Here is a 13,160-nt window from a genome sequence, read left to right as displayed (position 1 = left end):
ACTAATAAAAAAGTATAATTAGAAAGCATTGTCTAGAAAAAGAAAAAGATTAATGTTCGTTAAAATGCGAATAAAAAATAAGTTGATTAAAATATGATTCGTGTTTATACTAAAGGTATAATAAAATTCGACATAATTTTCAGGAGGCTTATATTATGAAAAATGCTTTAGTATTTCAATCAGATTTTGGTATAGCGGATGGAGCTGTTAGTGCTATGTATGGAGTTGCATACTCTGTAGATAAAACATTACAATTATTTGATTTAACTCATGAAATACCACAATACAATATCTGGGAGGCGTCATATAGACTAATACAAACTGTAGTTTATTGGCCAGAAGGAAGTGTATTTGTTTCTGTAGTAGATCCAGGAGTAGGTTCTAATAGAAAAAGTATTGGGGTTAAGACTGCAAAAGGGCAATACATAATAACACCGGACAATGGAACATTAACTCATATTAAACGTATGTGTGGAATTGTAGAAGCAAGAGAAATAGATGAAACTATAAATAGATTACCTAATTCAGGAGCATCATATACATTCCATGGAAGAGATATATATGCTTATACAGGTGCTAGACTTGCTGCTGGAGTTATAGATTTTGAACAAGTTGGACCAGAAATTCCAGTTGAAGATATAGTTGAATTACCAGTAGTTGAATCAACAAAGAATAATGATATGGTAACTGGAACAATTGATGTTTTAGATGTTAGATTCGGAAGTCTTTGGACAAACATCGGAAGAGAGTTATTTACTAGTTTAGGTATCAAGTATGGCGATAGAGTAGAAGTTGCAATAAAGAATGATACAAGAGAAGTTTACAGAAATATAATGGTATATGCAAAATCATTTGCAGACGTTCATGTTGGGGAGACTTTAGTATATGTTAATTCATTAGATAACTTAGCAGTTGCTATAAATCAAGGTTCTTTCTCAAAAGCATATAACATACAAACAGGAACTAATTGGATAATTTCTATTAGAAAGGCTCCAAGAGTAGTTTATGAATAAAATTTAAAGTATCATATAGTATATTGAGAAGGAGGAAATAATATGGGTAACAAATTATCAATTAAAACAATTGTGGCAATTGGTATTGGTGCTGCAGTATTTATGATATTAGGTCGTTTTGGGTCTATTCCATCTGGAATACCAAATACTAATATTGAAACATGCTATGCATTTTTAGCATTAATGGCAGTTTTATATGGACCAATTGCAGGGGTTGCTATTGGGTTCATAGGACATGCATTAAAAGACTTAGTTTTCTATGGTTCACCATGGTTTAGCTGGGTTATTGCTTCAGCTTCAATAGGACTTATAATTGGGTTAGCATGGAAAAGATTAAAGGTTAATGAAGGTGAATTTGGTAAAAAACAAATGATATTATTTAATATTTACCAAGTTGTGGCTAATGCAATAGCATGGCTTTTAATTGCACCAACATTAGATATACTTATATATGCTGAACCAGCTAAGAAAGTTTATTTACAAGGTGCTGTAGCAGGGGCTTCAAATGCGATTACAGTTGGAATATTAGGTACTATATTATTATATACTTATTCTAAGACTAGAGTTAAAAAGGGAAGCTTAGATAGAGAATAATATCTATTAAAATACCGGAGACTTTATGTCTCTGGTATTTTTAGTTAATTTAAAAAAGAATTTGTTTCATAATATACATATGATTAAAAATATAGTATTATCTTTAATGTAGATTATTACTTAGACTTTGCTATAAAAAATTTAAGCACTAAAAGCGAATAAAGTAATAGTAAGTAGTTTATTAAAATAAGATAATAAAAAAATTAAATAATAATTAATAAATTGTAATTTACATAAAAAACGAGGGAGATTTGCTATGAAAAAACCTGTAATTGAGTTCGTGGATTTTTCTTTTCAATACAGAGCTCAAGCAAAGCCAACATTAAATAACATAAATTTAACTATATATGAAGGAGAAAAGGTGCTTATAGTAGGGCCGTCAGGATCAGGTAAAAGTACTCTTTCGAATTGTATAAATGGGATTGTACCATTTTCTAATGAAGGTAAAATTTCTGGAAGTTTAAAAGTTAAAGGCAAAGAAACTAAGGAAATGAGTATATTTGAGTTGTCAAATTCAGTAGGAACTGTACTTCAAGACCCTGATGGACAGTTTATAGGATTGACAGTTGGAGAAGATATAGCTTTTAAGTTAGAGAATGATTGTGTATCTCAAGAAGAAATGAAAGAAAAAGTTAAAATTGTTTCTGAAATTGTTGGAATAGACACTCATTTAAATGCTGCACCATATAGTTTGTCAGGTGGACAAAAACAACGTGTTACATTAGCTGGAGTTATGGTTGGAGATGTTGATATACTTTTATTTGATGAGCCACTTGCAAGCTTAGATCCTGCAACAGGAAAAAGTGCAATTGAGTTAATAGATCAAATTCAAAAGGAAACTAAAAAGACTATATTAATAATAGAACATAGATTAGAAGATGTATTACATTGTGCTGTGGATAGAGTAATTGTTGTTAATAATGGTGAAATAGCTGCGGATATAACTCCAGCAGAATTATTAAGTTCAAATATTTTATCTGAAACTGGAATACGTGAACCATTATATATTACAGCTTTAAAATATGCAGGATGTACAATTACTCCAGAAATGAAACCAGAACATATTGATACTTTAAATATAGATTTATGCAGAGAAAAATTAAAAACTTGGTATGAAGAAACTTCTGAAGAGGAAAAGCAAACAACAGGTGAAGCTATCCTTGAAATGAAGGATGTAAAGTTCTCGTATGAAAGTGGAAAAGAAATATTACATGGTGTTTCATTTAAGGTTAATAAAGGTGAAATGGTTAGTATCGTAGGAAGAAATGGAGCAGGTAAATCAACTATTTCTAAATTAATATGTGGTTTTTATAAGCCAACAGAAGGTCAAATATTATTTGATGGTAGAGATTTAATAAATGATACTATTAAAGAACGTGCAGAAAAAATAGGTATTGTAATGCAAAATCCAAATCAAATGATATCTAAAACTATGATTTTTGATGAAGTAGCTTTAGGACTTAAGGTTAGAGGAGTTCCTGAAGAAGAAATTAAAAATAGAGTATTTGAGACGCTAAAGATTTGTGGATTATACGAATTCCGTAATTGGCCAATATCAGCTTTAAGCTTTGGACAAAAGAAACGTGTTACAATAGCATCAATATTAGTATTAAATCCGGAAGTTATTATTTTAGATGAGCCTACAGCAGGTCAGGACTTTAAACATTACACTGAAATTATGGAATTCTTAAAAGAATTAAATAAAAAAGGTGTAACTATAGTAATGATAACTCATGATATGCATCTAATGCTTGAATATACTAACAGAGCAATAGTACTATCAAATGGATTAAAATTAGCTGAGGATATTGCAGCTAATGTTCTTACAGATGAAGAAGTAATCAATAAAGCAAATTTAAAGGAAACATCTTTATATGAATTAGCTGTAAAGGCTAAACTAGAAAATCCAAGAATGTTTGTTAAGAAGTTTATTGATTACGATAGGAGGATTAGAAGAATATGAGTACGATGATTGGATATTCAGATATAGATTCACCGATTCATAGACTAACAGGGGCATCAAAACTAATTGCCTTAATTATTTGGGCAGTAGCTTCAATGGTTACATACGATACACGTGTACTTTTAGGAATGTTTGTTATAAGTATAATTGTATTTAAAATTTCAAAAGTAGAATTCAAACAAATTTCATTTGTTTTATATTTCATATTAATATTTTTATTACTAAATAATTTAGCTATTTTTATATTCTCGCCATATGAAGGGGTTGCGATATATGGAAGTAGAACTGATTTATTTAAGATTGCAGGACCATATACAGTAACTGCACAACAACTATTTTATCAATTTAACATAACATTAAAGTATTTTTCTATAATACCAATGGCCTTATTATTTATGGTAGCAACTAATCCAAGTGAGTTTGCATCATCATTAAATAAAATAGGTGTAAGCTATAAAATAGCATATTCGGTTTCTATAGCATTAAGATATATACCAGATGTTCAACGTGATTATCAAGATATATCATTTGCACAACAAGCTAGGGGAATAGATATGTCTAAGAAAGAAAAAATAGGTAAAAGAATTAAAAATTCAGCATCTATATTAATGCCATTAATATTCTCAAGTTTAGAGAGAATAGAAACTATAAGTTCAGCTATGGAATTAAGAGCATTTGGTAGTAATAAGAAGCGTACTTGGTATAATGGTAGGCCGTTTAAAAAAGGAGATTATATAACAATAATATTAGTTAGTATAATATTAGTAATAGCTATTATTGCAACAGTAATTAATGGCGGACGTTTTTATAATCCATTTATTTAAAGAATAATAAGTTAGCACTATTGAAAAAATAATAGTGCTAACTTATTCTATTATATAGGGAATATTAATGAGGAAAAATGCAAAAAAATATATAGGTATTTAAAAATAAATGCTAAATGTGATGTTTTTGTAACTATTTTGTAATTTAATTGTGTGTATATATAGTTATAATAAAGGTATAAATGATAGTAGAAAAAACTAGGGGGCAGTTTGAGTAATGAGAAATTCAAAGAGAATTACCAATAAAGATAGTAGTAAGAATCAGAAAATACTTATTGGAGTTTTAGCAATTACAGTAGTAATTTTAATTGGGGTAATTGCTTTGAATATTAATAAGGATGAAGCCAAGCAAGTAAGTGCGAAGCAAGGCACAGAATTAGGAATGGAAGAAAATGATGGAAGAGATTCAAATTCATCAGAAGAAAGATTAACATATACAAGTTATGAAAATGATATAAACGCAGATAATGCTAGAGAAATTGAAAATATGTTAAATAAGTGGAATTATCTAAGAACAGATGGAAAGAAAATTGCATATTTAACATTTGATGATGGTCCTTCAATTGAAACAACTCCAAAAATATTAGAAACTCTAAGAAATAATGAGATTAAGGCCACATTTTTTGTGTTAGGTAGTAATGTTGAAAAGAGTGATACTCAAAAAGAGTTATTAAAGGAGATGGTAAAAGAAGGTCATGCTATTGGAAATCATGGATATTGTCATAATTATAGTATTTTATATCCAGGAAGAGTTGCTGATACTACAGCATTTATAAATGATATGGAAAAATCAGAGAATGTAATGAAATCAGTTTTAGGAGATGATTTTAGTACTAAAGTGATTAGATTCCCAGGAGGGCATATGTCATGGAAGACAGGAAATCTTGATCCGGTTCTAGAACAACATGGATATACTTATATAGATTGGAATGTTTTAAATGGAGATGCTGAAGGAAATGGTAAAACTGTTGAGCAATTAATTAATAGATTAAAAGAAACAATAACCAATTTATGTGGAAATGATGATGTTTTAGTTGTTTTAATGCATGATACTGATGCAAAACCTACTACGGCAGAATCATTACAACAAAGTATAGACTATTTAAAGTCTTTAGGATATGAATTTAGAACTTTAAAATAAAAATGCTGGATAAATACAAATTTTATCCAGTATTTTATTTGCATAAAATTCAAATTATAAATAACAGATTATAATAATGTATATTTGTGAGGAAATAATGAAAAAGATATTAATAGTTGAAGATGAAGAAAGTATAAGAGGATTTTTAAAAATAAATTTGAAGAGAAATGGATATGAGGTTATTGAGGTAGATAATGGAGAGGATGGTATAAAAATAGCTATTAATGAAAAACCTGCAATAGTAATACTTGATGTAATGTTGCCAGGAATAGATGGCTTTAATGTATGTAAAAGAATTAGAGAAGAAGAAAAGAATATAGGGATTATTATGCTTACAGCAAAGAGTCAAGACATTGATAAAATAACAGGATTAGAATATGGAGCAGATGATTATATTGTAAAGCCATTTAATCCTATGGAGCTTTTATTAAGAATAAAGGCAATATTAAGAAGAATTGGTGATGAAGAAGAAAAAAGAACTATAGAGCAAGGAAGATTTAAAATAGATACTTATGCAAAAAAAGTATTTAAATCAGATAAAGAAATTGATTTAACACCTAAAGAATATTCTATAATAAAATTATTTTTAGAAAATCCAGAGAAGGCATTTTCTAGGGATGAATTAATGGATTTAATTTGGGGAGAAAATTATATTGCGGATCCTAAAATTGTTGATGTTAATATAAGAAGATTAAGAAGTAAAATAGAATCATCTTCATCAAAACAAGGATACATAGAAACTATATGGGGATTTGGATATAGATGGAGGGGCGAAGAGGTTGAAGAGCATAAGAAGTAAACTATTAAAAAACTTTTTAATAGTAATAGTATCTACAGTATTAGTCTTTGATGTATTAACGATTTTATGTCTTAAGGCATATTATTATAAAAATACCCAGAACACATTAATTAATCAATTAGAATCAGCTATAAACTTTTATCAAAAATATTTTTCTAATAATAAATTAATGGAAAACATTTATGATAATGTAGATATTTTTTGGAATACAAAAGAAGAGCAAATTGAAATTTTAGATTCAGATGGGAATTTATTAATGGATTCTTACGGAATTAGAGATAATCAACTTTTAAGTACCCCAGATATAGCAAAGGCCAAAAGTGAAAATGTAGGAATATGGAGTGGGCATATTGATTGGTATAATGAAAAGGTAATGATTATTTCCAAGGGAATTAATTCAAAAATTGATGCAGATGAAATGATAGGGATAGTAAGAATTGTATTTCCACTAACTGAAGTAAATAGAATATTAGATTCATTTAGCATTTTAATATTATTTGTTTCTGTTGTAGTTATAGTATTAGGAGTAATAATGAGCTTAATAATAGCTAGAGATATAGTTAAACCTATAAAAAAAATAACAAAAGTAGCTAAAGAAATGGCTGATGGAAATTTGGATATAAGAAGTAATATTACAGATAATATTGAAATTTCGCAATTGTCGAAAACATTGAACTATATGGGAAGCGAATTAGAGAAGAGAGAAAAGTTGAAAAATGAATTTATTTCATCTATTTCACATGAATTAAGAACGCCATTAACATCTATTAAGGGATGGGCTATAACATTAAAGTATGATTATAGTGATGTTGATACACTTGAATTAGGATTAGATATTATAGAAAAAGAAAGTGATAGATTAACAGATATGGTTGAAGAATTATTAGATTTTTCTAAGTTAATCAATGGAGTTATTACATTAAATAAGAGTAATTGTGATATAAAAGAATTTATGCTTTTTATAGAAAATAACTGGAAGCCAAGGGCTATAAAAGAAAGAAGAAAATTCACTGTGTTAATCCAACCTAATATAGGATATGGTTATTTTGATGAGAATAGGTTAAAACAAGTGTTAAATAATATTATTGATAATGCATTTAAATTTACTGATAAAAATGGTGTAATAATTATAAAAGCAAGTAGAGTAAATAATACCTTCCAATTAGATATAGAGGATAATGGAATAGGTATAAGCAAAGAAGACTTACCAAGAATTAAGGATAAATTCTACAAAGGGAAAAATAGTAAATCTAAAAATGGAATAGGATTATCAATTGCAGATGAGATAATTATGCTTCATGGAGGGAAATTTAAAATAAATAGTAAGGAAAATGAAGGAACAACAATACAAATAGAAATTCCCTTAAGTGAGGGGGATAATCTATGATGAAAGTAAAAAGATATATAATAATATTAATTACAATATTTATATCAATGTTCATAAGTTGTAAAAGCGTAAATAAAAAGCTAGAAAAAATGAACAGTTTTAAATTTATAGGTGTTTGGAAGATAAATTCTGTAGAAGTATTTGATGAAGATGAAGCTGACTATACTGATAATATGTTAAATAAAGAAATAAAAATAGGAAGTAATGAAATAAAAATATTAGATAATAATAAAAAGCAAGTAAGGTATAAGTTAAAAGCTGTTAAAAGTGACTATATGCTATCATACGAAAAGAATGTATCTATAAGTAAATATATGAATGGGAAAGAATTTATAGATTTGATTTCAGTAATAGATAATAATCAAGTGGTAGGAGAGTTCTTTTTAAATTCAGATACAGAAATGACATTTATATATCATGGATATTTATTAAATTTAACTAAGATTAGTGAAAATGTGAGCTTCAGAAGTGATGAAGAAGAGAAAGATATAAATAGTGAAATTAAGTATGATGATTTTGATACATTAGAAGGAGTTATGTTAGGGTTAAAGACTCCTAGAGAAGAATTAGATGATATGAGTTATACTGAAGAAAGTTATAGAACACTTTGGATATCACACCATAATTATAGATTAGGATATGTATATGCAAAAGAAAATATAATATTTCCAAGGTTAAGTGGAATTTGGAGCTTGAGAGTAAAGGAAAATAGTAAAGATGGATTTGTTATTGATGAATTTAAGGTAGGAGTATATGGGGAAGTAAGTAGTGAAAAAAATGAAATAAGTAATAATTTTGTTACAAATATATATAAAAGTATACTTTTTGTTGGGAATGATTATATAGCTATTCAAAAGTATGTAGGAGATAATTTTCAAGGAAATTATCCAATATATGAAATAATTCCAGTAAGCAATATTAATATAGATAGTGGATTACAAGTTAATGAAATATTTAATGAAAAAGAAAAGGAAAAATATCTTAATGAATTAAAAAATAAAATAGATAGTTTGTCAGATGAGGAAAAAGAAAGATTGAATGTTGGGACTTATGATGAAAGTAATGTTGCTATTAAAAGAGAACTTGGAAAGTGGAGATTTATAGGAAAGATTTTGCCTAAAAATATGAATGAAGATGGAGAAGAATTTAATATAGGAATATTGCCAGAGAAGAGATTTATTAATTATAATACTATGTATATTTCTTGGAAAGATTTAAAGAGTGAGTTAGGGTTATTTAAGGATGCATTTATATCTCCGTTAGGTAAAATAGCATTAATTCAGTTTGATAAATATATATCTATATATAAAATAGAAAACGGAATGTTAATTACTGAACCTATAGAAATGATTCCAATTGATGAAAATGAAGAAGTAATAATGGCGGAATGGTGTGATGGTAGTTATGTGGAACAATGGGAAAAGGTATTTCTTGATGGAGATGTAATTTTAGATGATAATTATTAATTAGTAATTATGTAAAATGTTTAATATACACTTACAAAAGTATTGTAAAAAAAAAAATATATGGTATAATTAAGGAGAAGTCAATTTTGACAATAACAAGATTTAAAGTAGATTAATAAAATTTCTCCTTATTTTTTAAGAGTAATATTATTAACCATGATAAATCTTAAGAAAATGGAGGAATTTATAATGGCAGATAAGACTATTGTATGCAGAGATTGCGGAAAAGAATTTTTATTCACAGAAGGTGAACAAGCATTTTACAAAGAAAAAGGATTCGATAACGAACCAGTAAGATGCGTTGAATGCAGAAGAGCAAGAAAAGCACAACAAAACAATAGAAAGTAATTGAATTTTCAAGACTGTAAGAATTAATCTTACAGTCTTTTTTTATAAAAAGATAAATATAGTATAAAATATATTTAGATAAATTGGTTTCATAAAATTGTAACAAATTAACACATATAATAAAAAATATGGTAAAATGTATAAATGATATATAGTGCATTAATAGGGGGCAATAAAATTGAGCGAAAAAACAGTAAATAAGAAAAAGAAACCTAAAAAAAGAACAATAATTCTTTCGATAATATTTATATTGGTGTTTGCTATGGTTGGGATATCTGCAAGCTATTATAGTTATGTTAAAAGTAAGATATATACAGAATCTAATGAAATAAAAATTAAAACTGTTGATAAGAAAAGTGAAGATGAAGTTAATTATAAAGAAGTTGAAGGAATTACTAATGTATTGTTAGTTGGAACAGATGGTAGAGATGTAAATGAAAAAGCAAGAGCAGATTCTATTATAATTGCAACTTTAGATAATAATAATAAGGAAATAAGATTAACATCATTGTTTAGAGATACGTTAGTTGATATTGAAGGGTATGGACCGCATAAATTGAATGCAGCTATGGCCTTTGGGGGAATAGATTTATTAAAAGATACAATACAGGAAACATATGATATAAGCATAGATAAATATATAATAATAAACTTTTGGGGATTTGAGGCTATAATAGATCAAATAGGTGGATTAGAGATAGATGTTAAAGACTATCAATTAGATGAATTAAATAAGTATATAGGTGAATCTACAGGTGGAAATGATTGTCCCGTTACAGAATCAGGATTGCAATTATTAAATGGAAAGCAAGCTTTATCTTATTCAAGAATAAGAAAAGGTGTTGGGGATGAATTTGAAAGAACGGAAAGACAGCGAGAAGTATTATTTAAAATTGCAGAAAAATTAAGAGAAACAAACCCAATAAAATATTTAGGAATTGTAAATAGTATGCTTGATTATTTAAATACTAATATAGATCCCTTGGATGCATTAGATATGGCATATACAATTTATAAATTTCCTAGTTTAGATACGAAACAAATTCATATACCAGTTACGGAATTATCAGATGATATGAACTATGGTGGAGAAGTAGGTTGGGTATTTATAATGGATAGAAAGCAAAATACGCAAATTTTACATGATTTTATATTTAATGATATAGAGCCAGATGAAAGTCAATTCGATTATAGTTCATTAAGAGAAGCGCTTAGTGAATACAGAACTGGTGAGTGGATTGAAAATTACCAAGATGATTATGAAGATGATAAATCGAGCGCAAGTGTAAATAATCAAGAAGATGATGAAGATATAATCTATACAGGTGATTGGGAATAATTAAGAAGGAAAATTGTTTATAATTAATTTAATAATTATGGACAATTTTCTTTTAATAAATAATAGTGGTTTACAATAAATTAAAATATATTAATAAAATTGCATTTGATTGTAGATAAGTCATAAAAAATAGTATAAAATTAAATATATGTTCGGAAACGTTTCCGAAAATTATAGTAAATGAATGAACTTTATGGTGGGGAGAGAGAGTATAATGAGTACTAAATTAAATTTTAATAATGATTTTGATAAAATATATGGTTATGATGGAGATTTAGGAGCTATTTATTCTAAAGATAAATGTAAATTTATATTATGGGCGCCAACAGCAGAAAATGTTCAATTAGCATTGTATGGTGATAATGGATATGATTTTGATTGTGAAGCTAAAGAAGTTTATACAATGAGTAAAGGTATTAATGGGACTTGGATAGTTGAAATAAATGGTGATTTTAATGGACAATTTTATAATTATTTAATTAATATAAATGGAAAAATTAGTGAAGTTGTGGATCCATATGCAAAAGCAGTAGGGGTTAATGGTAATAGAGGTATGGTCATTGATTTAAATACCACTAATCCAGAAGGATGGGAAAAGGATACTAAACCAGAATTAAAAAGTGCTACAGATTCAATAATTTATGAAGCTCATGTAAGAGATTTATCAATTGATGAAACATCTGGAATAAGTAACGAATATAAAGGCAAATTTAAAGCCTTAACTATTTGGGATTCATGTATTCCTGGAACAACTGTTAAAACAGTAGTAAATCATATAAAGGATATGGGATTTACTCACATTCATTTATTACCGGCTTTTGACTTTGGATCTATAGATGAAAATAAATTAGAACAGCCTCAATTTAATTGGGGGTATGATCCTAAAAATTATAATGTTCCTGAGGGTTCTTATTCTACTAATCCTTATTTAGGGGATGTTAGGATAAAGGAATTTAAAGAAATGGTTAAAGCATTACATGAAGCAGGAATAAGAGTGGTTATGGATGTTGTATATAATCATACTTATAACTTAGACTCTTGTTTAAATAATGCTGTACCAGGATATTATTATAGACAAGACGAAAATGGTGAATATAGTGATGCATCGGCATGTGGTAATGAAACTGCTTCAGAAAGATATATGTTTAGAAGATATATGGTTGATTCTGTTGTTTATTGGGCTAAGGAATATCACATTGATGGATTTAGATTTGATTTAATGGGAATACATGATATAGAAACTATGAAATTGATTAGGGAAGAGTTAAATAAAATTGATTCATCAATAATTATGTATGGAGAAGGATGGACTGGGGGTCCGAGTCCTTTAAAAGAAGAATTAGCAGCTTTAAAGAAAAATACTTATAAATTTGATAAGTTACAAATAGCAGCTTTTAGTGATGATTGTAGGGATGGTGTTAAAGGTCACGTTTTTTATGATGAAGAAACTGGCTTTGTAAATGGGAAAGATGGACTTGAAGAAACAATTAAATTTGCTGTAGTTGCATCAACACATCACAAGGATATAGACAAGGAAAATATAGTTTATTCTAATGAGTTTTGGGCTAATGAGCCATATCAAACAATAAATTATGCTTCAGCTCATGATAACTATACTCTTTGGGATAAACTTCAGATATCTACACCTAACTGTACAGAAGAAGAATTAATTGCTATGAATAAATTAATAGCAGGAATTATACTTACGTCTCAAGGAATTAGTTTTGTGCATGCAGGAGAGGAAATGGCAAGAACAAAAGAAGATGAAGAAGGAAAATTAGTAGAAAATAGTTTTGAGTCATCAGACAAAGTAAATAAAATTTATTGGGACAGAAAAGTTAAATATAAGGATTTATTTGAATATTATAAGGGGTTAATATCATTAAGAAAAGAATATAAAGCATTTAGGATGAATACAAATGAAGAAATTAAAGAAAATATTCATTTCTTAAAAAAAGGTGTAAATTTTAGTGAAAATAATTTAGTAGCATATATTATTGATGCTAAAAATATAGATATTAAGTGTGAGAAAATTGCAGTTATTATTAATGCTAATAATAAGGATGTTGATGTAGAACTTGAGGAAAGTAATTGGCATGTTATGGTTGATGAAAAAACAGCAGGAAATGAAATTATTGAAACAATAAAAGATAGCAAAGTAAATGTTTCAAGAAAATCAATAAAGGTATTAATTAAATAGGATATTATTTTAAAAAAATAAGAATAAATTGTATAGAATGCTTCTTTATTATTTATATAGTAGCATTCTATATATTATATTTAGGG

Annotated in this window: 11 protein-coding genes; all 11 read left to right on the top strand. The window is 27.6% G+C overall.

Annotated elements, in window-relative coordinates; genetic code table 11:
• Positions 1 to 155 precede the first annotated feature (155 nt).
• Entirely contained in the window at positions 156 to 1,013 is an 858-nt protein-coding gene (locus TY07_RS02140; RefSeq protein ID WP_172676129.1) for an SAM hydrolase/SAM-dependent halogenase family protein, read from the top strand.
• Between the two features lie 42 nt (positions 1,014 to 1,055).
• Positions 1,056 to 1,607: an ECF-type riboflavin transporter substrate-binding protein gene (locus TY07_RS02135; RefSeq protein ID WP_042394595.1), complete on the top strand. Its 552-nt coding sequence runs from the start codon at positions 1,056 to 1,058 to the stop codon at positions 1,605 to 1,607.
• 256 nt (positions 1,608 to 1,863) lie between these two features.
• Positions 1,864 to 3,570: an ABC transporter ATP-binding protein gene (locus TY07_RS02130; RefSeq protein WP_042394592.1), complete on the top strand. Its 1,707-nt coding sequence runs from the start codon at positions 1,864 to 1,866 to the stop codon at positions 3,568 to 3,570.
• The gene (locus TY07_RS02125; RefSeq protein ID WP_042394590.1) at positions 3,567 to 4,394 is read left to right on the top strand and encodes an energy-coupling factor transporter transmembrane component T family protein; all 828 of its coding nucleotides are present in this window, start codon (positions 3,567 to 3,569) and stop codon (positions 4,392 to 4,394) included. The genes TY07_RS02130 and TY07_RS02125 overlap by 4 nt, the downstream gene beginning before the upstream one ends.
• 217 nt (positions 4,395 to 4,611) lie before the next feature.
• Complete coding sequence (locus TY07_RS02120; RefSeq protein ID WP_042394586.1) at positions 4,612 to 5,535, top strand: polysaccharide deacetylase family protein; 924 nt, start codon at positions 4,612 to 4,614, stop codon at positions 5,533 to 5,535.
• Between the two features lie 97 nt (positions 5,536 to 5,632).
• The gene (locus TY07_RS02115) at positions 5,633 to 6,334 is read left to right on the top strand and encodes a response regulator transcription factor (protein ID WP_042394583.1); all 702 of its coding nucleotides are present in this window, start codon (positions 5,633 to 5,635) and stop codon (positions 6,332 to 6,334) included.
• Positions 6,315 to 7,721 carry a sensor histidine kinase gene (locus TY07_RS02110; RefSeq protein ID WP_042394581.1) on the top strand — a complete coding sequence of 469 codons (1,407 nt, stop codon included), beginning with the start codon at positions 6,315 to 6,317 and terminating at the stop codon, positions 7,719 to 7,721. Before TY07_RS02115 ends, TY07_RS02110 begins: the two co-directional genes overlap by 20 nt.
• The gene (locus tag TY07_RS02105; protein ID WP_042394577.1) at positions 7,718 to 9,187 is read left to right on the top strand and encodes a hypothetical protein; all 1,470 of its coding nucleotides are present in this window, start codon (positions 7,718 to 7,720) and stop codon (positions 9,185 to 9,187) included. The genes TY07_RS02110 and TY07_RS02105 overlap by 4 nt, the downstream gene beginning before the upstream one ends.
• 189 nt (positions 9,188 to 9,376) lie before the next feature.
• Positions 9,377 to 9,535 carry a zinc-ribbon domain-containing protein gene (locus tag TY07_RS02100; RefSeq protein ID WP_042394571.1) on the top strand — a complete coding sequence of 53 codons (159 nt, stop codon included), beginning with the start codon at positions 9,377 to 9,379 and terminating at the stop codon, positions 9,533 to 9,535.
• Positions 9,536 to 9,713: 178 nt separating this feature from the next.
• The gene (locus TY07_RS02095; protein WP_052330580.1) at positions 9,714 to 10,874 is read left to right on the top strand and encodes an LCP family protein; all 1,161 of its coding nucleotides are present in this window, start codon (positions 9,714 to 9,716) and stop codon (positions 10,872 to 10,874) included.
• 214 nt (positions 10,875 to 11,088) lie between these two features.
• Positions 11,089 to 13,074 (top strand): type I pullulanase, encoded by a 1,986-nt coding sequence (gene pulA / locus TY07_RS02090; protein WP_042394568.1) that lies wholly within the window; start codon positions 11,089 to 11,091, stop codon positions 13,072 to 13,074.
• Positions 13,075 to 13,160 lie beyond the last annotated feature (86 nt).

This window comes from Clostridium saudiense (assembly GCF_000577815.1).
GTDB lineage: Bacteria > Bacillota > Clostridia > Clostridiales > Clostridiaceae > Clostridium > Clostridium saudiense.
The sequence above is the reverse complement of the archived record's forward strand: the minus strand, read 5'-3'. Positions and strand labels throughout refer to the sequence as shown.